Genomic DNA, 21,643 nt, shown 5'->3' with positions numbered 1-21,643 from the left:
ATCGCGATCGCGGTGCGGGGACCGGTGAGGCCGGCCAGCAGGCCCCACGCGCCGGTCATGGCCGCGATGGTGGCCTTACTCGTGATCGACCAGGCGGCCAGGGTGCGAGCGACCCGATCCGGCGGGAGCTGTTGGAGCCGGTAGGTGGCGAAGACCGGGTTGAACACGCCCATGCAGGTGATCAGCCCGAGTTCGACGGTGATGACGAGGAGGAGGCCGGTGGGGCCGGGGTGGACGAAGGCCAGTCCCAGCGGCCAGCACGCGCGCAGCGTCCCGGCGGTGAGCATGACCCTGTGGTGTCCGAACCGGGCGAGGAGTGGGCGGGCCAGTCGCGAGCCGATGAGGCCGCCGACGCAGGGGAGGCCGAAGGCGAGGCCGTACTGCCAGGGGGTGAAGGCGAGGTCGCCGAGCATGAGGACGGCGAGCAGCGGTGAGGCCGCCATGATCAGGCCGTTGACCAGGACGGTGTTGAAGAACAACGGGCGCAGCGCCGGGCTCGCGAGGATGTGGCGCCAGCCCTCCAGCAGGTCACCGGCTCCAGGGCGGGACGAGGTGGTGGTTCGCGCGGGGCGTGGTTCCTGCCCGCCGATGGCGCGGATCCCGGCGGCCGACAGCAGGAAGCTGACCGCGTTGGCCGCGACGCTCGTCACCGGGCCCACCAGCCCGATCGCGGCGGTACCGAGCGGTGGCCCGAGCGCGGTGGCGGTCCAGGTCGTCGCCTCCAGTCGGCCGTTCGCGACGAGCAGGTCCTCGGGGCGGACGAGCGCCTTCAGACACGCTCCGCTCGCGGCGGTGAAGGCGATGTCGGCGGCACCGACGACGACGGCCACCACCAGGAGTTGGGCGAGGCTCAGCCGGTCGAGCAGGTAGGCGGCGGGAACGCTCATCAGCGCCGCGCACCGGATCAGGTCCATCGCGATCATCACCGGCCGTTTGCGCCGGAACTCCACCCACGGCCCGAGCGGCACCGCGACCACCGCTGCGACCGCGAGTCCCGTCGCGGCCAGCGCCGACACCTCGGTGGGCCCCGCGTCCAGGGCGAGAATCGCGATCAGGGCGAACGCGTCGAACGCGAGCCATGTACCGAACGTGCTCGCCGCGTACGCGGCCCAGAACCATCCGAACCGCCGGCCGGGCGACCTTCCCACCGTGCGCCTCGCCATCCCTTGAGAGCAACCATCTGTTGACCTGTGAGATGAAAGCGGGGAGCAAGAGGGCAGGTCAAACAACCGTCTGGCCGGAACCGCACAACAGCCGGTTGTTGGATATGGTCAGGCGGGTGTTGGATTTCGATGCCGTGCGCACGTTCGTCGCCGTCGTGGACACCGGCCGGTTCCAGGACGCCGCCGCGGATCTGTCGATCACCCAGCAGGCCGTCTCCAAGCGCGTCGCCGGGCTGGAGAAGGACCTCGGGGTGCGGTTGTTCACCCGCACCGCGCGCGGAGCCCGGCTCACCATCGACGGGCAGGCGTTCCTGCCCCACGCCCGGGAGCTGCTGCGCGTCACCGAGCGCGCGGTCGCCTCCGTGCGTCCCGGCGGCCGTCCACTGCGCGTCGACGTGATCGCCTCGCGCACCGCGCCTTCAGGCCTGATGCGGGCCTTCCACCGCGCGCACCCCGGGATCGAGCTCGACGTGGTGATGCTGTCCGATGTCGAGACGGCCGTCGCCGCCCTCGTCTGCGGGGCGATCGACGCGTCCTTCCGCGCCGTCGCCATGCCCGGACGGTCCCTCTCCGCGGGCATCGAGTCCGTCCGGGTGCTCGACGAGCCGCTCCAGCTCCTCACCGGGCCCGCCCACGCGCTGGCCGACGCCCGGTCGGTGACCGTCGCCCAGCTCGCCGGGCACCGGATCTGGATGCCCGGCATCGTCCCCGGGACCGAGTGGGCCGCCTACTACGACGACCTCGTCGCCGAGTTCGGCCTCACCATCGAGGCGACCGGACCCAACTTCGGCTCCGACGCGCTCCTCGACACCATCGCCGACACCCCGGCCCTGGCCACCTTCATGGGCGAACACACCCGCCTGGTCTGGCCGACCGGCCACGGCCTGCGCCGTATCCCGGTGACCGACCCGACGCCCGTCTACCCGCACTCGCTCCTGTGGCACCACATCAATCCCCACCCGGCACTGGCCGCCCTCCGCGCCCACTTCGCCGCCACCACAGCCGGCCACGACACCGCCGAGACATGGACACCCGCCTGGGTGATTTCACGCTGAGACACAGCCACGTCTGTACCCATCGAGACCAGCCACCCTCATCCCAGGCATGGAGATCATCCTCCTGTTCTCCGCCACGATTCGCCACGATTCGCCACGACGACCCGACACGCCCGCCCCGTACGGGCGCCACCCGACGGGCTATACCGCGCGTTGCGCGGCGCATCTCAGACGGAGGGAAAACGGGTGGCCGGGGAAAGCGGCCTGCTTCTACGCTCGGTGGTCATGACCTTCGAGTGGGCTCCGCTGACCAAAGACGACCTTGAGGCGTGGGCGGAGTTGCTGGCGGCGATCGACGAGGTCGATCAGGTCGGGGGGAGGGTCGACGCGGACGACCTCGCCGAGGAGCTCGCCAACCCGCTGCTCGATCCGGTCGAGGGCACGCTGGCGGCGTGGGAGTCCGGCCGACTGGTCGCGTACGGGATGACCATGAGCCGGGCCACGGCTCAACCGGTGCATCTGATGAGCCTGTGGGGCGGGGTGCGTCCGGAGTACCGGCGCCGGGGGCTGGGCAGGCACCTGCTGGAGTGGGCGATCGGCAACACGCCGGTGCTGCACGAGCGCCGATTTCCCGGGCAGCCGCTCGAACTCCATGTCGAGGTGGACAGCCGCAACGAGGGACTGCGGGCGTTGGTCGTCGGGGCCGGGATGAAGCCGGCCCGATGGTTCTACGGGATGAGCCTCGACCTGGGGGCCGAGCTGCCGGAGGTCTCGCCGCCGGACGGGCTCCGGATCGTCACCTACCGGGATGATCTGGAGGACGCGGTCCTCCAGGTGCGCAACCGCTCGTTCGTCGACCACTGGGGGAGCGTCCAGCACACGCCGGAGTCCTGGCGGAACAGCATCGTCGGGGTGAAGGTGTTCCGACCGGAGAGCTCCTTCGTCGCGCTGGACGCGGCGGGGGAGAGCGTGGGTGTGCTGCTCACCCATTATTTTGAGGCCGACACCGAGGCGACCGGGGTCCGCGAGGCATGGATTCAGATCATCGGCACCCTGCGCGAGTGGCGGGGCCGGGGGGTGGCGAGCGCGCTGCTCGCGCACGCGCTGCGCGAGTTCCGCGAGCAGGGGTACGACAAGGCCGGGCTGGGGGTGGACGCCGACAATCCGACCGGGGCCTTCGGCATCTACACCCGCGCCGGGTTCGGGATCGAACGTCGTTCGATCGAGTACGCGCTTCCCCTGGGTCCGGCGGTGACGTGATCCGCATGCGGGCCTTTGTCGGTGCCCGGGTTTCCCGCCGCGGCCGCTGGGGCGGCCCCGTGGGTCGGGTGCGGGGCTTGGCACATCCCGGCCGTCCTTTTCCGCCGGAACGGTGTGCGAGTCGGCGGTACGTCCGTGACCGGCGGACGAGGCCGCCTAGCCTGGAGGTGTGCGTACCGATCCGGTGACGTTGTTCCTCTGTGGGGACGTCATGCTCGGCCGCGGCGTCGATCAGATCCTTCCTCATCCGGGTGACCCGACGCTGCGGGAGGAGTATGTCCAGGACGCCATGACCTACGTTGATCTCGCGGAGGCGGCGAACGGCCGGATTCCCTGGCCGGTCGGCTTCTCCTGGCCGTGGGGGGATGCCCTGCGGGTGCTGGCGGAGGCCGCGCCGGAGGTCCGGGTGGTGAACCTGGAGACGAGCGTCACCCGGAGCGACGACTTCGCGGCGGGGAAGGCCGTGAACTACCGGATGAGTCCGGCCAACCTTCCCTGCCTGGCGGTCGCCCGGCCCGATGCCTGCGTGCTGGCGAACAACCACGTCATGGACTTCGGTCGACGGGGGCTGGAGGAGACGCTCGACGTCCTCGCCGGGGCGGGGCTGCGGTCGGTGGGGGCGGGCCGGGAGGTGGGCGAGGCGAGGCGACCGGCGGTCGTCCCCGTGGCGGGGGGAGGGCGGGTCCTGGTCTTCGCCTGCGGGACGGAGTCCAGCGGTGTCCCGCCGGAATGGGCGGCGGCGCCGGACCGGGCCGGGGTCGATTTCGTGCCCGAGCTGTCGGAGGCCGCCGCGGCCGAGCTGGCCGACCGGGTGCGGCGGGCCAGGCGTCCCGGTGACGTCGCGGTGGTCTCCATCCACTGGGGTTCCAACTGGGGCTACCACGTCCCTCGGAAGCAGACGCGCTTCGCGCACCGGCTGGTCGACGGCGGGGTCGACGTGGTGCACGGGCACTCCTCGCACCATCCCCGGCCCGTCGAGGTCTACCGGGATCGGCTCATCCTGTACGGCTGCGGTGACCTCGTCGACGACTACGAGGGCATCGTCGGCTACGAGGAGTACCGGGACGATCTGCGGCTGCTGTACTTCGCGTCGGTGGAGCCCGGTTCGGGCCACCTGACCGGTCTGCGGATGGTGCCCCTGCGGGCCCGCCGGATGCGGCTCCAGCACGCCTCGGAGGAGGACTCCGAATGGCTGCGGGGGGTTCTCGACCGGGTCGGCCGGAACTTCGGGTCACGCGTTGACCTCGAACCGGACGGCACGCTCGTGCTGCGGTGAACGTGAGCGCGACTTCGGGAGTGCCCCGGGTGCCTGGGGTGCCTGGGGTGCCTGGGGTGACCGTGGACGGTGTCCGGTCGTGCGGTCGGGACGGTCTCTGAGAACACGGAGGCGGGACGCCCCTGTGGGGGCGTCCCGCCGTTCACACGTGTCGGTTGTGGGGGCGGGGCGACTTGGCCGCCCCGTTCGGCCCGTTGGTGGGGCCGCCCCGCCGGTCGAGTGGGTCAGTTGTGGTTGTGCTCGTACATGCCCCTCTCGGGGATGGTGCTGGAGACCACGGCCTCGTAGGTCTTGCCGCGGGGGTTGGGGCGGGGGTCGACGAGGCCGGCGCACTGGCCGCTGCCGGTGATCTGGTTGGCCACCCCGGCGTTGGACGGCGCGGGCGTGTTACCGCTGCAGGCCAGCGCGCCGCGGACGCTGCTGCCCGCCATCACGAGCGCGTCGGCGGTGGTGTTGCCGTTCAGCACCGCCGCGCCCCTGAAATCGGCGCCGGCGATGATCAGCCGGCCGGTGGTGCCGGAGATCGAGACCGCGCCGTTGACCTGTGCCTTGAGCAGGTGCACCTCGGCGGCGCCGGTCGCGGTGAGTGCTCCGTTGATCGTGCCGCCGGTCACCACCAGGGACGCGCCCGCCGAGACGGTCACCCCGCCGTTGATCCGGGCGTCGTTCAGGCAGGTGACGCCGGAGCGGACGGGGAGCGTCCCGTTCACGGTGCCGGTGACCGTGGTGGTGCAGGCGGGCGGCGGCGCGAGGGTGGTGACCGTGAAGTTCTCGGCCGTGCCGTAGTTGCCGCTGGGGTCGATCGAGCGGTACTCGACGGTGTGCCTGCCCCGGGGCAGCTTGCCGAAGGTGAGGCTGTCGATGACGGTGCCGCTCTCGCTGAACGTCCACGGCAGGTCGGCGGAGGTCGGCCAGCCGAAGTAGTTGAACCAGCCGTCGCCGTCCACCCGGGACTCGCTGACGACGTACCCGTCCTGGTCGTCGTCGCCGGTGAGCCTCATGGTGAAGGGGCCGTTGTAGACGTAGGTGTCACCGGAGGAGACCAGGGGTTCGGAGAGCCGGTAGCCGGTGGTGGGCGGCGTGTTGTCGACGGTCCAGGTTCGGCTGTCGCCGCCGGAGGTGGCGGTGAGGGTGTGGTTGCCGGGGGTGAGCGTGAGCTCTCCCAGGTCCAGGTCCCCGTCGTTGTCGTCGAGCCGCCTGCCGTCCAGCGTCCAGGTGACGGTCGGGACGTTGTCGTCGGGGTGGGTGGTCTCGACGTAGACGACCTCGTCGTGGCCGACCGCCTGGTTGGTGGGCGTGGAGGAGAGCAGGCCGGGGCCGACCTCGGCGGGGACGGTGGTCACGGTGGTGTCCACCGTCCAGGTGCGGGTGGCGGTGAGGGCGCCGGAGCGGATGGCCGGGTCTCGTACGAAGTCGGTCGGGTCGGTGACGGTCGCCTTGACCGTGTGGGTGCCGGCCGGCAGGTTCAGCGTGCGGAGGTCGAGGGTGGTGCGATCGCCCGGCAGGTCGGTGCCGTTGACGCTCCAGACGGTGGTCAGCGAGTGGCTGTTGGGGTGCAGCGGCTCCACCCAGAGCACCCGGTCGGCGCCGACCGGCGACGTGGCCGGCGTGCCGTCCTGGATGAGGCCGGTCTTGGCGGAGATCCTCTGGGTCATGATCTCGCGGCTGACCTGGTCGTAGTAGTAGCCGAGCGTCCTCATGATGGAGTGCTCGCTGGGCCGCCAGACCCCTGTGCCGAAGTACAGGCCGCCCTCGTGGCGGCCGATGGTGCCGCCGGCCTCGCTGGGTTCGCCCAGCCAGCGCCACCACTTCCTGCGCTGGTCGGCGATCTGCTGCTCGGTGAGCAGGGTGTGGTGCGCGGAGCTGGGTTCGGCTCCGGTGTAGGCGCCGCCCTCCACGCCGCGCGTGTAGTAGGTGTACTCGTCCTGCAGGCCGCCCAGCGAGTGGCCGATCTCGTGCGGCGCGATGAGGGCCGACATCGAGTTGTGGCCGGAGGAGGTGGCGTAGGCGCCGCCCGCCCCGCCGTAGGTGCCGCTGTTGCCCAGGGCCAGGATCTGCCGGTTGGCGCTGCTGGTCCCGGTCACCAGGTTGGCGTAGGTGTTGGCGGCCGAGTTGCTCATGGTGATCAGCCGCTGGACGCTGGAGGGGTTGCAGCCGCCCCAGAAGGCCATGCTCAGCGGGGTGTTCTTCCTCCCCGCGGACAGGTCGGGGTCACAGCCGATGCCGGACTCGCCGGAGACGATGTCCACCCGGTAGACGTTGAAGTAGTTGCGGTAGGACTTGTACGGCTCGATGGACCACATCACGTTGAGCTGCTGGTCGGTGTCGGCGGCGAACGTGGACTGCTCGCTCGCGGTGTAGCCGTCACCCATGATGATCAGGTTGAACCGTTTGGCCGGGGCTCCGGTGACCTGGAGCGGCACCACGGTGGCACTGCCGACGGCGCCGTCGGAGGTGGCACCGGCGGGTACGGCGGGCACGGTGAGCAGGGCGGCGGTCATCGAGACGGCCGCGAGGGCGGTGAGTGGCCTGGTGATACGCATGGGGGGTCAGCGCTTTCCGCGAGTGGGGAGCATGTCGTCGTGGGGGAGGGACTCCGACGCGCGACCGACGAAGAACCGGTAGCCGGTCGGCCGGGTCTCCGAGACCACGGTCAGCCCGGGGATGGCGGTGAGCTTGCCGAGAAGCTCGTCCTCGACCGCCGCGGTGGAGGACGCGGGGGTGGGGTCCGCTGCCGCGGGGGCGACGCCGACCATGCCGATCGATCCGGCGGTGGGGATCGCCAGCATGAGGGCACGAGGTACTTGCACGGATATATCTCCTTCTGACACACAAAGTGTCGAAGGAGGCTATCGATCATGTTTTGTCGGCGATAGTCCTAATTTTCGTAATTCTGGTGTTGTGGAAGGGGGATGCCCCCGAAGCGGTGGCGCCGATCCCCTGAACACGGTGCTCCATAGCGGAGGCGCGGCTCTCCGGCCCCGGTCGCGTGTCGCGACCCCGTCAGGGACGCGCGGCCGGTCATGACCTCCGGCGACCGGCCGTCACCGGTGGCAGCGGCGGAGACGTCAGCGTCGGCGTTTCCCGCCGCGGCCGTTGGCACGGCCCCGTGAGCCGGGCGCCGGGCTGGGCACGAGCCGCAGCCGGGCGCTCCTGGCCAGCATCGGTTCGTACACCAGCACGCGCAGCTCCTCCAGCGCCTCCCGCGCGGGATGCCCGGAATCCAGCACCTCCGCGACGAACTCCGGCGCGTCCCTGCCCGCCGACTCGCGGAGCTGCTCCACGATGGCCTCGGGACCGCCCAGCTCCAGCAGGATGACCATCCCCTCGGCGAGGAGCAGCGAGTGCTCGCGGGCGGTGAGATCCTCGGGGCCCAGCTCTCCCTCCTCCAGGAGGGCGGTGAGGACGAGGGATCCCAGCGCCGGGTCGTGCCGGAGTCTCGCCCGCATCGACCGGCCGTCGGGGAGCGACTCGGTCAGGGCGGAGAGCATGGCGGAGGCGCGGGTGCGGAAGGGACAGGCGCGGATGGCGTCCAGGAGCGGCTCGATGTCACCTCCGTGCGCCGCGAGCCAGCCTTCGAGCTCGGCGGCCGCCGCCTCCTGGGTGTAGTGCTGGGCGATCACTCCCAGCAGCTCGCCCGCCTCGGCGTCCGCCAGCTCCCCGATCAGCGGGGCGTCCCGCCCGTCGGCGAGCAGCCGCTCGCGGACGGCTCGGGTGCCCAGCGGCGTGAGCCATACCAGCGGGCCGGGCTCCGCGAGGCGCGTCAGGAGCCGGGCGCACGCCTCGGGCGGCAACGGCAGGTCGTCCTGGGTGAGCTCGCCGATCCCCTCGACGAAGCCGGGACGCAGGTCGCTGGAGTACAGCTTGTCGGACACGCCGTGGCTCGTCTCGACGGCACCGAGGCGGGAGAGGACGTCGAACACCACGAGGAGATCCTCGTCGACCCGTCGGCGCCAGACGTCCTGGCGGGAGCCGTTCTCCGCGAAGTCGAGCAGGAAGTATTCCTGGCAGGCGAGCCACACGGTCTCCTGCAGCCGGGCGACGGGGATCGGGGCCGGCAGGCTGTACATCGTGTTCAGCACGTCGGGCAGCAGCTCGTCGAACGCCGTGACGAGCATCGAGAAGCCGACCCTCCCGGAGGTGGGCGCGCAGATCGCGGCGCCCAGCTCGAAGACGGCCTCGAACGCGCGCCGCCACAGCGCCTCCGGGTCGCGCAGCAGCGGGGCGGCCTTGGCCACCGGGACCAGGCGTCCCTTGAGCACCCGCACCAGGCCCGCCTTCTTCGCCCAGGCCAGCAGGAGGTCCAACCGGGGCGTCTCCGTGGAGCCGCGCGCCCACTGATCCCGCTCCCCGGTGCCGGGCAGGTGCGCCGGATCCCCCTCCCCGGTGCCCGGTAGCGCCTCCGGATCCCGCTTCTCCGCGTTCGGCGGCTCCGTCGCTTCGCGGGTGCCGGACGCGCGTGCCCGCTGATCCGGCTCCCCGATGTCCAGCAGCTCCGCCAGCTCGCGGGCGTCGGCCGCCCGCAGGTCTCCGGTCTTGGTGAGGGGGCGCCCGTCCTTCCCCACCCAGCCGGTCAGGGCGGTCAGCTGCCGTACGATCTCGCTCCTCGCGGCGTCGGCGGCGAGCTCGGCGGCGGTGGGGAGGGCGATGGGACACTGGGAGAAGGCCCGGTCGTCGTCGGGTCCCGCGCCGCCGAACTCGGCCTGGAGAAGCGCTTCGACCACGTCGGCGTCGAACTGTATCCGGCCGCTGCTGACCTCGTGCTGGAAGCGGGCCATGTCCTCTTCGTCGTCGAGGACGAAGCCGTTGTCGAGGGCGGTCTGCGCCCAGAGTCTCCCGATGCCCTGCCGGGCCGGGTCGGCGAGCGCCGCGGGAAACTCCGCCTCCGCCTCGGCCACGGCCGACTCCAGCTCGGCGAGGGAGGCGCCCCGGGGGTCGCGCAGGCCGGACGCGGTGAGATAACGCAGGAGGGTGAGCAGGTTCTCCGGCGCGGAGGCGAGGGTCTCGCGCTCGGCCGCGAGGTGCCTGGGGATCCATTCCAGGAGGAAACGCCGCACCTGTCTCGTGTCCCAGTAGGCGAGCCGCCCGTCACGGCTGCGGTGGCGCGCGTCCAGGACCGTGGCGAGCATCGCCTCGTCGGCCCGCGTGCCGCGCTCGTCCGCCCAGGCGAGACAGCGACGGACCAGCAGTTCCTTCGCCGACTCGAACTCCTCGGCCTCCTCCGGATCGAAATGCGTCCGCACCGTGAACCCCCTACTCCCGTTGCCGTCGGCCTCCCGCTCGTGAAAGGACCGGGCTCGCGGCTTCGCGCCGTCGATCGTGCCATTATCGCCGACAGATCGTGATCTCGATGGTACGGAGAGTAAAGGTGCGGGTTGGTGGACGTGCGCGGCGTCGTGGAAACGCAGGAGCCGTGTCGTGCCGGGGCGTGGCACAGTTGGCCGCATGCGTGTGGGCATCCTGGGTCCGCTGGAGGTGACGGCGGCCGGTGAGAGCGTCGAGATCGGGGGTGTCCGGCTCCGCGTGCTGCTGATCCGGCTGGCACTGGGAGTGGGGCGGGTCGTCACCGCCGACGAGCTGTCGGACGCGCTCTGGCCCCAGGAGCAGCCCGCCGACCGCGCGAACGCGGTACGGTCGCTCGTCGCCAGGCTGCGCCGCAGCCTGCCGGACGCCTCGGTGCTGCGGTCGGATCGTGGCGGTTACCGGCTCGACCTGCCGCCTGAGGCCGTCGACGCGCACCGGTTCGAGCGGCTGGCGCGGGCGGGGAGGCGCGCGCTGAACGGCGGGGACGCGCAGGCCGCCGGATCCCTGCTCGGTGAGGCGCTCGGGCTCTGGCGAGGTCCCGCGCTGGCGGACGCGGCCGGAGCCTCCTTCGCCACGGCGTACGCGGCCGGTCTGGAGGAGGCGCGGCTGGCCGCGATCGAGGACCGGGCGGAGGCGGACCTGGCGGCCGGGCGGCACGCTCACCTGGTGGCCGAACTCTCCGAGGCGGCGACCCGTCATCCGCTGAGAGAGCGGCTGCAGGGACTGCTGCTGCGGGCGCTGCACGCCCAGGGGCGTCAGGCCGAGGCGCTGGCCGGTTACGAGAGGATCAGGCTCCGTCTGGCGGAGGAGCTGGGGGCCGACCCGGGGCCCGAGCTGCGGGAGATTCACCTCGCGCTGCTCCAGGAGGGCGAGGCGGAGCCCGCCCGCCGGCAGAAGGGCAACCTGCGGACCGCGCTGACCAGCTTCGTCGGGCGTACGGCCGAGGTGCGGCGGGTCGGCGCGTCGCTGGCGGAGGGGCGGCTGGTCACGCTGGTCGGTCCCGGCGGGGCGGGCAAGACCCGGCTCGCGACCACCGTCGCCGGAGGGCTCGCCGAGCGGTGGCCCGGTGGTGCCTGGCTGGTGGAACTCGCGGCGGTGACCGACACGGCCGACGTGCCCCAGGCGGTGTTCGGCGCGCTCGGCACCCGGGTGCTCGATCCCCAGGGGGTGCCCAGGGACACGACGAGCCGCCTGGTCGAGGCGCTCTCGCGCGCCGAGACCCTGATCGTGCTGGACAACTGCGAGCACCTGGTCGATGCCGTGGCCCACCTGGCGGAAGACCTGCTGGGGCGCTGCCCCGGGCTACGGGTCCTCGCCACCAGCAGGGAACCCCTCGGGATACTCGGCGAGGTGCTGTGCCCGGTCACCCCGCTCGGGCTGCCCGAGCGGGACGCCTCGGTGCGGCAGGCGGTGACCAGCCCGGCGGTACGGCTGCTCGCCGAGCGGGCCGCCGCCGTACGGCCCGGCTTCGCGGTCACCGAGGAGAACGTCGCGGCCGTGGTGGAGATCTGCCGGCGGCTGGACGGGTTGCCTCTCGCGATCGAGCTGGCCGCGGCGCGGATGCGTTCCCTGACCGCGCCGCAGGTGGCCGAGCGTCTCGGCGACAGGTTCCGGCTGCTGACCGGTGGCAGCCGTACCGCGCTGCCGCGCCATCGGACGTTGCGCGCGGTCGTCGACTGGAGCTGGGACCTGCTCGGTGACGAACGCCGGTTCGCCGAGCGGCTCGCGGTGTTTCCCGGCGGGATCTCGGTGGAGGCGGCCGAGCGGGTGTGCGCGGAGCCGGGTACGGCCCTGGACCTGCTCGGCGTGCTGGTGGACAGGTCGCTGCTGCAGGTGGTCGAGGCGCCGCAGCCGCGCTACCGGATGCTGGAGACGATCCGGGAGTACGGGTTGGAGCGGCTCGCGGAGAACGGGGAGGTCGCCCGGGTGCGGGCCGCGCACGCGGCGTACTTCCTGGACCTCGCCGAGACGGCCGAACCCTTTCTGCGCGAGGAGCGGCAGCTGGTCTGGCTCGCCGTGCTGGAGACCGAGCACGACAACCTGCTCGCCGCCCTGCACTTCGCCGCCGACACGGGTGACGCGGACACGGCGGTACGGCTGGCCGCCGCGCTGAGCACCTTCTGGATGATGCGCGAAAGCCACGCAGAGGCCGTGGTCCGGCTCCGTCTCGCCCTCGACGTTCCCGGTGAGGTCTCCTCGGAGCGCCGGTCGGTCGCGACCGCCTTCCACCTGATCAACAGGATGCTCTCCGGTGAGCACGAGGGCGTGGAGGAGGTCGTCGAGCGGTTCGGGGCGCTGGCCGAGGTCGTTGCTCCCGACACCGGGGACCCGTTCCTCGCCCTGATCGAACCCATCTTCGCGATCTTCACCGACGACGTCGTCCGGGGCGTGGCCGCCGTCGAGCGACGGATGTCGCATCCCCACCCGTGGACCCGCGCGATGCTCTTCATGATCAGGTCGGCGCTCCTGGAGAACGAGGGGGACCAGGTGGGAAGGCGCCGCGACCTGCTCGCCGCCGCCGCCGGGTTCCGTGCCCTCGGGGACCGCTGGGGGCTCGCCCAGGTGCTGAGCTCGCTGGCCGAGGCACACCTGGTCTTCGGCGACTTCGACGAGGCCGTCGAGACGATGGAGGAGGCGATCCGGTTGCTGGGGGAGCTCAACCCCGACGACCACGCCGTACACCAGCGGATCACGCTCGCCGGCGCGCGGGCGCAGCAGGGCGACGTGGACCGGGCGCGTGCCGAACTCCTGGCGATGACGCGGCCAGGGGAGCGGCGGTGGTCACAGCGGAACATCGCGTTCGCCCATCTCGCGCTGGGGGACCTCGACCGCCGTGCGGGCGACCTGGTCGGGGCGAAGCGGCACTACGAGGCGGCGGCGACCGGCATCGAGGACATCGGGTTCGTCGCCCCGCAGTTCCGCGCGCTGATCCTGCGGGCGATGGCGCATCTGGCGGTGGACCGCGGTGACCTCGTGGCCGCGGAACGGTGGGTCACCGAGGCGACCGACTGGGCGGTCGAGGGGAAGGACATGCCGGTCCTGGCCCACGTCGGCGTCGCCGCGGCGGCCCTGCGTGCCCGCGAGGGCGACCTGGCGGGGGCCGCGGAGACCCTCGGCGTCGCCGAGCGGCTCCGCGGCGCCCCCGACCGGTTCAACCTGGAGATCGCCGGGCTGGTCCGGCGGCTCAGGGACGAGCTGGGCGACGCCGCCTACGACGCCGCCCACGCGCGGGGCATGGCGCTCGACCGGACCGCCGCGCTCGATCAGGTACGGCGGCGGTAGGCGCGGACCGCGAGCGGCGCGAACACCGCGAGGAAGAGCACCGAGGACAGCAGCGTCCACATCACCGGGCCCGTCGCCGGCCCGCCCAGCATCAGGGCGCGCGAGGCGTCCATCGCGTGCGCGACCGGGTTGAGCTCCACCCAGGTCTGCAGCCAGCCGGGCAGGGTCTCCTTCGGTGTGATCATGCTGGTGCCGAAGGTGAGCGGGAACAGCACCAGGAAGGCCGTCCCCTGCACCCCGCCCGGGCTGCGCATGAGCATCCCGATCAGGACGAACGCCCAGCTCAGGCTGAACGCGAAGAAGACGGTGAGCAGGCACGCGGCGAGCGCGGAGAGCGGGTCGGTCTGGATACGGAACCCCAGCAGGAGGCCGCAGGCGAGCAGGGAGACGACGGCCACCAGATAGCGCGCCAGGTCGCCGAGCACCGAGCCGATCAGCGGTGCGGACCGGCCGATCGGCAGGCTGCGGAACCGGTCGAAGACCCCCTTGTCGATGTCGGTGTTGAGGTTCACCCCGGTGGCCATCCCGGCGAACATCACCGTCTGCACCAGGATGGCGGGAAGCAGGAACTGCAGGTAGTCCTGGGTGGAGCCGGCCACCGCCCCGCCGAGCAGATAGACGTAGATCAGCACGAAGACGATCGGCTGCAGCGTCACGTCGAGCAGTTGCTCGGGGGTGCGCAGCGTCTTGGTCAGGCTCCTCCTGCCGAGCGCGAGGCTGTGCCGTACCAGCCCGAAGGGCCGCTTCCTGAGTGGCGCCGGCGCCTGCGCGCGTTCCACGGTGAGGGTCATGCCGCGTTCTCCTCTTCCTCGGCGTGACGTCCGGTGAGCGTGAAGAAGACCTCGTCCAGGCTGGGCAGCCGGAGGCTGAGCTCGGTGACCGAGATCCGCTCCTGGTCGAGCCGCCGTACGACCTCGGTGAACGCGGTGTCGCTCTCGACCGGAACGGTGATCACGCCCCGGCCCGGTGATTCCGGGGTGCGGCCGACCACCGCGCCGACGAGCGCGGCGGCGTCCGCCAGCCGGGCCGGGTCCGAGGGCCGGACGAGGATCGTCTGTCCGCCCACGACGTGTTTGAGTTCGGCCGGGGTGCCGTTCGCGATGACCCGTCCGTGGTCGATGACCGAGATGTTGTCGGCGAGGGCGTCGGCCTCCTCCAGATACTGCGTGGTGAGCAGCACGGTGACCCCGTCGGCGGCCAGCGAGCGGATGACGCTCCACATGTCGTCACGTTTGGCCGGGTCCAGACCGGTCGTCGGCTCGTCCAGATAGACGACGGAGGGGCGGCCGACGAGACCGGCGGCGAGGTCGAGGCGGCGACGCATGCCGCCCGAGTACGTCTTGGCCGCCCGCCCCGCCGCCTCGGCGAGCCCGAACTCCTTCAGCAGTTCCGCGGCCCTCGCCTTGGCCTCCCCGCGGCGCAGGTCGAGCAGTTCCCCGATGAGCACGAGGTTCTCCGTGCCGGTGAGGTCGTCGTCGACCGACGCGTACTGCCCGGTCAGGCCGATCAGGCGGCGCACCCGGGCGGCGTGCCGTACGACGTCGAGCCCGCCCACCGTGGCGTGTCCCTCGTCGGGTCTGAGCAGGGTGGCCAGCACGCGCACGGCGGTGGTCTTTCCCGCGCCGTTCGGCCCGAGTACGCCGAGGACCGTGCCCTGCGGGGCGGCCAGGTCGACCCCGGCGAGCGCGGTCGTCTTTCCGAAGCGTTTGACGAGTCCTCGCGTCTCGAAGGCGAGGGTCATGAGGTTCTTCCCGGTGGTGTCTTCACCCCACGCACACTGGAGGAGCCACGTGTCGGCGACGGCACAGATCCGTGTCGGCGAGCCGGTCGGCATGACACGCGGGAGGCGCGTTCCTCGGACGGCCCCGCGTCGGGGACCGGTTTTCCGAGGTCGTCACCGGGTAACGGGTGGACATGCGCATCGGAAACACGGAGGTCAGGATCCTGGGCGGCTGGGCAGGCTGCCTGACCATGATCCTCGTCTCCGTGCTGCTCTCGATCCTCCTCACGGTCGTGCTGAACCTGTTTCTCCGCTGACCCGCCCGGCGTCCGTGGTGGACGTCGCGCCGGGTGATCCGCCGACCGGAGTCGCCGGGACCGTTCGGATCGGTGCTCTCCGCCTCGTGTGACACCTTTCATTCCTTTATCCCCGTGTTCTATAGTTTTTTAGAATATTTGCTCATAGGACGGGGAGTGCGATGTCGTATCCGGAGGCTCGTTACCTGGACGAGGCGGGCGAGAGCAGCGGGGTGTTCAGGCCGGCGAGCGCGGGGCCGGATCTGGTGATCGGTGGCACGACGGTGCGCTATCTGGGCACCGGCGCCTCGACGAACGGGCAGTTCGGCCTGTACCGCTGGGACATGGGGCCAAAACCCTCCGGTCCGGCGCCCCACTTCCACCGGACGATCTCCGAGTCCTTCTTCGTGCTCTCGGGGACGGTACGGCTGTTCGACGGGAAGTCCTGGACCGACGCGACGGCGGGAGACTTCCTGTACGTCCCCGAGGGCGGGGTGCACAGCTTCCGCAACGAGTCCGGCGAACCGGCCTCGATGCTCCTGCTCTTCGCCCCGGGCGCGCCGCGCGAGGCGTACTTCGAGGAACTCGCCGAGATCGCGAGCAGCGGGCGCCGGCTCACCGACGAGGAGTGGACGGACGTCTACCTGCGCCACGACCAGTACATGGTCTGACGGCCATGACGGAGTTTCGCGAAGAGCCGATCTACCGGCAGCTGGCGCGGATCGGCAGGACGCTGGCCAGTCCCGTCCGGCTCAGGCTGCTCGACGTGCTCGACCAGCGGGAGCGCACCGTCGAACAGCTGTCGGAGGCGGCCGACATCCCGCTGAAGAACACCTCGGCCCAGCTGCAGCAGCTGCGCGCCGCCCACCTGGTGACGAGCCGCAGGGACGGTACGCGGATCTACTACCGGCTCGCCGACGAGCGGGTCTCCCGGTTTCTGGGCGAGCTGCAGGACTTCGCCGCCGAAAGACTCGCCGACCTGCGTGAGGCGGTCTCCGAACACCTCGGCGAGGTCGCCGTCCTGGAGGCGGTGACCGCCGAGGAACTCGCCGGACGTCTCACCGACCCCGACATCGTGATCGTCGACGTCCGTTCGGCCGCCGACCACGCCCTCGGCCATGTGCCGGGGGCGGTCTCGGTTCCGCTGGCCGAGCTGCGGGACCGTCTCGACGAGCTGCCCGGGGACGTCGAGATCGTGGCCTACTGCGGCGGCCCCTACTGCGTGGTCTCCCCGGAGGCGGTGCGGCTGCTGCGCGACCACGGCTTCCGGGCACGCCCGCTGGACGGCGGACTCGCCCGCTGGCGTCGTACGGGCAACCGGCTGCAGACCGGTTCCACCCTCTCGGGCCCGTGACGGATCCGGGGAACCGCGGGGGCGGCGATCCGAGGTCCTCACGGCGCGGGGACACCGGTCGACAGGGGGAACACGGCCTTCACGAGTGCGCCGCCGCCCGGTGCGGGGCCCATCACGCAGGTCCCGCCGAGTTCGCGGGCGCGCTCACGCATCGAGGCGAGACCGATCCCCGGACGGGGAGCCGGGGGCGGCCCGCTCCCGTCGTCGCGGACCCGGACCGTGAGGAAGGAGTCGTCACGCCGGAGCGAGATCGTCGCCGAGCGGGCCCCGGCGTGCCGGCGGACGTTGGTGAGCGCCTCCTGCGCGATGCGGTACGCGGCCACCTCGACGGCCGAGGGCAGGCCGGACAGGTCGCCCTCGGTCTCGACGATCACCGAGGGTCCGTTGTCCGCCAGTGCCCGCACGGCTCCGGCCAGGCCGAGCGTGTCCAGGGCGGGCGGGTACAGGCCGTGTACCAGCTCTCTGATCTCCTGGCCGACCGCGTCCATGCCGTCGCGCAGTTCCGCCAGCAGGCGGTCGGTCGAGGCGGGGGCGGTGCGCAGGCTGATCCTGGCCATGTTGACGACCATCGCCATCTCGGTCAGCGCGTGGCCGAGCCCGTCGTGCAGATCCCGGCACAGTCGGCGGCGCTCCTCTTCACGGACACGGGCCAGCACGGTCGTCGGCGTGCCCTCCTGATCGGTGACGGCGGTCACGGCAGCTGCCAGATGCCGGAGAGCACCGCGGTCAGGAGCAGCGTCGCGCCGATCCCGAGCCAGAACCCACGCCGGGCCGAGTCGCGCAGCATCGCCAGCGCCGCCGCTCCCAGGCTCAGCGCCAGCAGGTAGACCGCGTGCCAGAGCGCCGACCCCTCGGCCTTCTGGAACGTCCACATGGGGGAGGTCCACAGCACGAACTCCACGAGGAAGCCGAGGAAACGCTCGGAGCTCTGATAGACGATGTAGTTGAAACCGACCAGTACGGACATGACCGCGAACGGCACGCCCTGGCGGGGTGCCCAGCGGGCGGTCGCGGTCCCCAGGAGCGTGGCTCCGAGCACGCACAGCGGCGCGGCGGCCATCTCCCACACCGTGGGAGCATGTCCCAGGTCCACCTGGAACATCAGGCAGAGGCGCAGCAGCACCGCCTGGAACAGGCAGGCCGGCACGAACGGCCCGAGGGCGGCCAGGCAGGCGGCGGCCGTACGGTGCGCGCGGTCGACCGGGGCGGTGGACAGCAACTCGTCCGTGCCCGCCCGGTGTGCCGCTGTACCGGTGAGGTTCGCGGCGAAGAACGCAGGTACCCCCCATATCATCACCATCTGAGCGGTGATCATCCTGAAGGAGTCCTGCGGCCACTCCCAGGTGTGGCCGAGCAGCCCCGCCGTCATCAGCGCGGGCCCGAGCAGGGTGAGCGGGTGGCGGAGCAGCCGCCGGAGCTCGGCGTAGGCCAGCGCGGGCACCGCGTGACGCGTGGTGGCGGGCCACCGGCCGGTGAGCGACGACGAGCCTGTCATGACAGTTCTTTCCGCGGCCGGACGGCCGGTCCGCGTGTCCGTACCCGGGGCGGCGCGCCTGCCCGGGCTGGTGTCCGTGCCGTCGTCCGTCCCCGGCCCGCGGGCCGGGGAAGGGGATCGTGGTCGCAGGTCATGCCGTCGCCGCCGTCGCCTTGTCGCCGAGCAGCAGCAGGTAGCCGTCCTCCACGGTCGGTTCGGCCGGCCGGGCATCCTCGGGAGCGGGCCCGATGTTGCGGAACAGTCCTTCACCGGTACGCCAGGAGAGCACTCCCGACCTCTCCGCGGACAGCCAGACCCTGCCCTCGGCCAGGGTCCGGAGCTGCTCGGGTGTGCCCTCGAACGCGCACCGTCCCGCCTTGAGCACGACCACCCGGTTGCACAGGGCGGAAACGTCCTCGGTCTGGTGGGTGGAGAGCACGACGGTGCGGTCCTGTCCGATGTGCGAGATCAGCTCGCGGAACCGGAGCCGCTGTTCGGCGTCCAGACCGACGGTCGGCTCGTCCAGCAGGATCAGCTCGGGGTCGCCGAGCAGCGCCTGCGCGATGCCCAGCCGCCGCCGCATCCCGCCCGACAGCGTCCGGATCCGCTTGCCGCTCACGGAGGTCAGCCCGACCTCCTCGATCACCCGGCGCACCTCGTCGTGCCGTGCCCGCCGCTCCACCATCTCCTTCAGGATCGCCACGTAGTCGACGAACTCGAAGACGGTGAACCCCCGCTGGTATCCCGGCTCCTGCGGCAGGTACCCCAGCCGCCGCCGGATCTCCAGCAGGTCCCGGGCCGGGTTCCGGCCGAGCAGTCTCAGCTCGCCCCCGTCCGGTGCGAGCACCGTCGCCAGCATCCTGACGAGCGTGGTCTTGCCCGCGCCGTTCGGCCCGAGCAGGCCGGTCACCCCCTTGCCCACGGTGAAGGTGAGCCCGTCCAGGACCCGGTCGCGGCCGTAGGCCTTCACCAGGCCGACTGCCTCGATCATGAGAACTCCCTGCGGCGAAAGAAGAGAAGCGCGACGGACACGAAGGTGACGACCAGGTAGCCCGCCTGGCCGACGCCGCCGAACATCGCCAGGCTCGGCTCGCGAAGGTTGACGGAGACGACCACGACCAGCCAGGTCGCCGCCACGACGGCCCCGCAGTGGCGCGGATCGAACCTGCTGGACAGGGCGAGGGTCAGCGAGGTCAGGGCGAGCGAGGGCAGCAGCCACGCGGCCGCGGCCCAGTCGTGGTCCAGCAGGCCGAGGCCCGTCACCAACGCCAGCGCCGACGAGGATGTCAGCACCGCGGCGGCGCGGATCAGCATCAGACGGAACATCGAGTACGGAGCCGCCAGGCCGATCTCGTGGGCCGGATCACCGTCCCTGCCGAAGGCCACGGCGACCCCGGCGACCGGCAGGATCGGGGCCAGCGTGAGATAGACGAGCGTCCCCCACCGCGTCGTCTCTCCCGAGGCCAACGCGGCGAACAGGAGCGCCACGGCGCTGGCCGCGATCCACGGCAGGCGTAGCGAGTGGGCGGCGCCCAGCAGGCGGGCCGTGTGCTCGTGGACACCGATCGCCCGCAGCAGCCGCTCGAACGGTCCCGGCACGGGCGCGTCCACCGCGTCGGCCACCTCCGCCCAGACCCGGTCCAGCCGAGGGCGCGGTACCTGGGGCGCGAGCAGGCTCCGGCATTGATCGCAGGCCAGCAGGTGGGCCTCGACCGAGGCGGCCAGGGTCGGGTTCAGCTCCCCGTCGGCGTACCTGACGGCCAGGCCGTCGTCCATGTGCCAGGTGCTCATACCAGTTCCTCCCTCAGCAGTGCCTTCGCGCGCATCATCCGGGTCTTGACGGTCCCGGCGGGGATGCCGAGCAGCCGCCCGGCCTCACGGGTGGTCAGGCCGTCCAGGACCGTCGCCTGAACCACCGCGCGCAGCTCGGGGGAGAGCCGGCCCATCGCCTGGCCGAGCTCGCCGTACTCGATGCCGAGCAGCACCTGCTCCTCGGCCGAGACCATGACCTGCTCGTAGGCGGGCAGTGGCACCGCCGGACGACGGCGGAGCTGGTCCAGCAGGCGGCGGATGCCGATGCCCCAGATCCACGCGGCCACCTCTCCCTTGCCCTTCCAGGTGCGTGCCGTGCGCCAGACGGCCACGAAGGTGTCCTGGAGCGCCTCGTCCACCAGCGCCGGATCGGCGCACCGCCGGGTGAGCCGGATGACGAGCCAGGGTGCGTGCCGGGCGTAAAGGACCTCCAGGGCCCGGCGGTCCCCGTCGGCGACGGCCTCGAGCAGTCGAGCGTCCGTCCAGCTCTCGTGCTCACTCATGGGAGCCCCTTCAACGGTGTCATGCCTCTCTGTCGCATCCGGCCGCTCCGGCGGTTCACGGTTTCGTGGTGTCCGGTGCCGTACGGGTTCGCCGTGTCCGGGGATCCGGGGTTCGAGAGTTCGGCGGGCCGGGTGGTCAGGGGACCGTTGTGTTCGGCGGGCCCGGTGGTTCACCCATGGAACGAACCGAATGCGGTGTTACGCCCGACAAGTGAGGCATGAGAAGGAAAATACTATTTTCGCTGGTGGTGCTGTCCACGGTGTGCGCCACGGCGTCGTGCTCGCCGGGGGTGCCGCTCGACGGGCCGCCCGGCACCGGGAAAATCATCATCGACGCGGACATGGGCGAGCTGAACGACGACGCCCAGGCCATGTTCCTGCTGGCCGCCACCGAAGGGGTGGAGGTGCTCGGGGTCACCACCGTGGGCGGCAACACCTGGCCGGAGGAGGGCACCGCGTACGCGCTGCGCCAGCTGGAGCTCATCGGCAGGGCCGACATCCCCGTGGTGACCGGCGAGAGCAATACTCCGGAGCCGAGGGACGACTACGACGGAGCCCTGGACCGGCCGCGACCGGCGTCCCACCGCGCCCTGGCCACTCCACCGCACGGTGGCTACGCGACGACCCGGCCCGCGGCGGGCAGCGCCTCCGACTTCATCGCCGACCAGGTGCGGCGCCACCCCGGCGAGGTGACCGTCTTCGCGCTCGGCCCGGCCACCAACCTGGCACGCGCCGTACGGGAGCACCCCGACATGGTCCCCCTGGTCAGGGAGGTCGTCCATCTGGGAGCCGACACCGAGGGTGAGGAGTTCAACCGCTGGTTCGACCCCGAGGCGTCCCGGGTCGTGTTCGAGGCCCCGTTCCGGCGCGAACTGGTCGTCACACTGGAGGCGGCGCAGCGGCTCACCTTGGACAGGCGGACCTACGAGCGGGTGGTCGCGGGCGAGGAGACCCCGGTCAGGAGGCTCTTCAAGGAGCTGCAGGGGCCGCTCTTCGGCGGTGACCCGGGACATCGGGCGTTCGTCTGGGACGCCGTGGCCGCGGCGGCCTTCCTCCGTCCCGAGATCGTCTCCGATTCGGACGGCCGCACCGTGCTGGAGGTGGACCCGGACCGGTTCTGGGACCTCTACGTCACGCGGATCGGCTCGGCCACCCCGTCGAGCTGAGGGAGCCGAGCCGCCGGATCCGCGACGAGTGCGAAGTC

Annotated in this window: 18 protein-coding genes and 1 pseudogene; 8 read left to right on the top strand and 11 right to left on the bottom strand. The window is 71.8% G+C overall.

The genetic code is table 11. The features are described from left to right. Positions 1 to 26 precede the first annotated feature (26 nt). Positions 27 to 1,163, bottom strand: a pseudogene (locus ACFY3D_RS03125) (MFS transporter); the annotation flags it as partial. 119 nt (positions 1,164 to 1,282) lie between these two features. Between ACFY3D_RS03125 and ACFY3D_RS03120 the strand changes: the two are divergent. The 3 genes from ACFY3D_RS03120 to ACFY3D_RS03110 all read left to right on the top strand — a co-directional run bounded on the left by ACFY3D_RS03120 (position 1,283) and on the right by ACFY3D_RS03110 (position 4,694). Then, positions 1,283 to 2,218, top strand: coding sequence for a LysR family transcriptional regulator (locus ACFY3D_RS03120; protein WP_389974362.1), 936 nt, complete (start codon positions 1,283 to 1,285; stop codon positions 2,216 to 2,218). 225 nt (positions 2,219 to 2,443) lie between these two features. Beyond that, positions 2,444 to 3,418, top strand: a complete 975-nt coding sequence (locus ACFY3D_RS03115) for a GNAT family N-acetyltransferase (RefSeq protein ID WP_389974127.1) — start codon at positions 2,444 to 2,446, stop codon at positions 3,416 to 3,418. A 169-nt stretch (positions 3,419 to 3,587) separates the two neighbouring features. Beyond that, complete coding sequence (locus ACFY3D_RS03110) at positions 3,588 to 4,694, top strand: CapA family protein (RefSeq protein WP_389974124.1); 1,107 nt, start codon at positions 3,588 to 3,590, stop codon at positions 4,692 to 4,694. A gap of 224 nt (positions 4,695 to 4,918) precedes the next feature. Here ACFY3D_RS03110 and ACFY3D_RS03105 read toward each other — a convergent pair whose 3' ends face one another. The 3 genes from ACFY3D_RS03105 to ACFY3D_RS03095 form a co-directional block, all read right to left on the bottom strand. After that, entirely contained in the window at positions 4,919 to 7,237 is a 2,319-nt protein-coding gene (locus ACFY3D_RS03105) for a M64 family metallopeptidase (RefSeq protein ID WP_389974121.1), read from the bottom strand. Positions 7,238 to 7,243: 6 nt separating this feature from the next. Then, entirely contained in the window at positions 7,244 to 7,504 is a 261-nt protein-coding gene (locus ACFY3D_RS03100; RefSeq protein ID WP_389974118.1) for a hypothetical protein, read from the bottom strand. A gap of 258 nt (positions 7,505 to 7,762) precedes the next feature. Further along, on the bottom strand, positions 7,763 to 9,937 hold the full coding sequence (locus ACFY3D_RS03095; RefSeq protein WP_389974115.1) for a hypothetical protein: 2,175 nt from the start codon (positions 9,935 to 9,937) through the stop codon (positions 7,763 to 7,765). Positions 9,938 to 10,139: 202 nt separating this feature from the next. Between ACFY3D_RS03095 and ACFY3D_RS03090 the strand changes: the two genes are divergently transcribed. Beyond that, positions 10,140 to 13,280: a BTAD domain-containing putative transcriptional regulator gene (locus ACFY3D_RS03090; RefSeq protein WP_389974112.1), complete on the top strand. Its 3,141-nt coding sequence runs from the start codon at positions 10,140 to 10,142 to the stop codon at positions 13,278 to 13,280. On the opposite strand, the gene ACFY3D_RS03085 is transcribed toward ACFY3D_RS03090, so the two are convergent. Together ACFY3D_RS03085 and ACFY3D_RS03080 are read right to left on the bottom strand one after the other, a co-directional pair. Continuing rightward, positions 13,262 to 14,071, bottom strand: coding sequence for an ABC transporter permease (locus ACFY3D_RS03085; RefSeq protein ID WP_350944305.1), 810 nt, complete (start codon positions 14,069 to 14,071; stop codon positions 13,262 to 13,264). The genes ACFY3D_RS03090 and ACFY3D_RS03085 overlap by 19 nt on opposite strands. Beyond that, on the bottom strand, positions 14,068 to 15,021 hold the full coding sequence (locus ACFY3D_RS03080; protein ID WP_389974107.1) for an ATP-binding cassette domain-containing protein: 954 nt from the start codon (positions 15,019 to 15,021) through the stop codon (positions 14,068 to 14,070). The genes ACFY3D_RS03085 and ACFY3D_RS03080 overlap by 4 nt, the downstream gene beginning before the upstream one ends. Positions 15,022 to 15,194: 173 nt before the next feature. Here ACFY3D_RS03080 and ACFY3D_RS03075 point away from each other — a divergent pair, with 173 nt between their 5' ends. From ACFY3D_RS03075 to ACFY3D_RS03065, 3 genes are all read left to right on the top strand, one after another. Then, on the top strand, positions 15,195 to 15,317 hold the full coding sequence (locus tag ACFY3D_RS03075) for a hypothetical protein (protein ID WP_350944302.1): 123 nt from the start codon (positions 15,195 to 15,197) through the stop codon (positions 15,315 to 15,317). Between the two features lie 161 nt (positions 15,318 to 15,478). Continuing rightward, on the top strand, positions 15,479 to 15,967 hold the full coding sequence (locus tag ACFY3D_RS03070) for a cupin domain-containing protein (protein ID WP_350944300.1): 489 nt from the start codon (positions 15,479 to 15,481) through the stop codon (positions 15,965 to 15,967). Positions 15,968 to 15,972: 5 nt separating this feature from the next. Continuing rightward, on the top strand, positions 15,973 to 16,650 hold the full coding sequence (locus ACFY3D_RS03065) for a metalloregulator ArsR/SmtB family transcription factor (protein WP_362902624.1): 678 nt from the start codon (positions 15,973 to 15,975) through the stop codon (positions 16,648 to 16,650). 38 nt (positions 16,651 to 16,688) lie between these two features. Here ACFY3D_RS03065 and ACFY3D_RS03060 read toward each other — a convergent pair whose 3' ends face one another. The 5 genes from ACFY3D_RS03060 to ACFY3D_RS03040 form a co-directional block, all read right to left on the bottom strand. Then, on the bottom strand, positions 16,689 to 17,345 hold the full coding sequence (locus tag ACFY3D_RS03060) for a sensor histidine kinase (RefSeq protein ID WP_389974102.1): 657 nt from the start codon (positions 17,343 to 17,345) through the stop codon (positions 16,689 to 16,691). Beyond that, positions 17,342 to 18,145, bottom strand: a complete 804-nt coding sequence (locus tag ACFY3D_RS03055) for a hypothetical protein (protein WP_389974099.1) — start codon at positions 18,143 to 18,145, stop codon at positions 17,342 to 17,344. The genes ACFY3D_RS03060 and ACFY3D_RS03055 overlap by 4 nt, the downstream gene beginning before the upstream one ends. Before the next feature lie 130 nt (positions 18,146 to 18,275). Next, positions 18,276 to 19,115 (bottom strand): ABC transporter ATP-binding protein, encoded by an 840-nt coding sequence (locus ACFY3D_RS03050; protein ID WP_389974096.1) that lies wholly within the window; start codon positions 19,113 to 19,115, stop codon positions 18,276 to 18,278. Continuing rightward, positions 19,112 to 19,915: an anti-sigma factor family protein gene (locus ACFY3D_RS03045; RefSeq protein ID WP_389974093.1), complete on the bottom strand. Its 804-nt coding sequence runs from the start codon at positions 19,913 to 19,915 to the stop codon at positions 19,112 to 19,114. Before ACFY3D_RS03045 ends, ACFY3D_RS03050 begins: the two co-directional genes overlap by 4 nt. Next, positions 19,912 to 20,439, bottom strand: coding sequence for an RNA polymerase sigma factor (locus ACFY3D_RS03040; protein WP_350944289.1), 528 nt, complete (start codon positions 20,437 to 20,439; stop codon positions 19,912 to 19,914). Before ACFY3D_RS03040 ends, ACFY3D_RS03045 begins: the two co-directional genes overlap by 4 nt. 245 nt (positions 20,440 to 20,684) lie before the next feature. On the opposite strand from ACFY3D_RS03040, the gene ACFY3D_RS03035 reads away from it, so the two are divergent. Continuing rightward, entirely contained in the window at positions 20,685 to 21,605 is a 921-nt protein-coding gene (locus tag ACFY3D_RS03035; protein ID WP_389974090.1) for a nucleoside hydrolase, read from the top strand. Positions 21,606 to 21,643 lie beyond the last annotated feature (38 nt).

The organism is Streptosporangium sp. NPDC000509 (assembly GCF_042898365.1).
In the GTDB taxonomy this organism is placed as follows: Bacteria; Actinomycetota; Actinomycetes; order Streptosporangiales; family Streptosporangiaceae; genus Streptosporangium.
Note: the sequence above shows the minus strand (reverse complement) of the source record. Positions and strands in the feature narration are given on the sequence as shown.

What these genes read in the sequence shown, in the direction of transcription:
- ACFY3D_RS03090 (WP_389974112.1), top strand. Translation starts at nt 10,140, where the DNA reads ATGCGTGTGGGCATCCTGGGTCCGCTGGAGGTGACGGCGGCCGGTGAG.
- ACFY3D_RS03105 (WP_389974121.1), bottom strand. Translation starts at nt 7,237, where the DNA reads ATGCGTATCACCAGGCCACTCACCGCCCTCGCGGCCGTCTCGATGACC.
- ACFY3D_RS03040 (WP_350944289.1), bottom strand. Translation starts at nt 20,439, where the DNA reads ATGAGTGAGCACGAGAGCTGGACGGACGCTCGACTGCTCGAGGCCGTC.
- ACFY3D_RS03045 (WP_389974093.1), bottom strand. Translation starts at nt 19,915, where the DNA reads ATGAGCACCTGGCACATGGACGACGGCCTGGCCGTCAGGTACGCCGAC.
- ACFY3D_RS03075 (WP_350944302.1), top strand. Translation starts at nt 15,195, where the DNA reads ATGCGCATCGGAAACACGGAGGTCAGGATCCTGGGCGGCTGGGCAGGC.
- ACFY3D_RS03080 (WP_389974107.1), bottom strand. Translation starts at nt 15,021, where the DNA reads ATGACCCTCGCCTTCGAGACGCGAGGACTCGTCAAACGCTTCGGAAAG.
- ACFY3D_RS03115 (WP_389974127.1), top strand. Translation starts at nt 2,444, where the DNA reads ATGACCTTCGAGTGGGCTCCGCTGACCAAAGACGACCTTGAGGCGTGG.
- ACFY3D_RS03050 (WP_389974096.1), bottom strand. Translation starts at nt 19,115, where the DNA reads ATGATCGAGGCAGTCGGCCTGGTGAAGGCCTACGGCCGCGACCGGGTC.
- ACFY3D_RS03085 (WP_350944305.1), bottom strand. Translation starts at nt 14,071, where the DNA reads ATGACCCTCACCGTGGAACGCGCGCAGGCGCCGGCGCCACTCAGGAAG.
- ACFY3D_RS03055 (WP_389974099.1), bottom strand. Translation starts at nt 18,145, where the DNA reads ATGACAGGCTCGTCGTCGCTCACCGGCCGGTGGCCCGCCACCACGCGT.
- ACFY3D_RS03065 (WP_362902624.1), top strand. Translation starts at nt 15,973, where the DNA reads ATGACGGAGTTTCGCGAAGAGCCGATCTACCGGCAGCTGGCGCGGATC.
- ACFY3D_RS03070 (WP_350944300.1), top strand. Translation starts at nt 15,479, where the DNA reads ATGTCGTATCCGGAGGCTCGTTACCTGGACGAGGCGGGCGAGAGCAGC.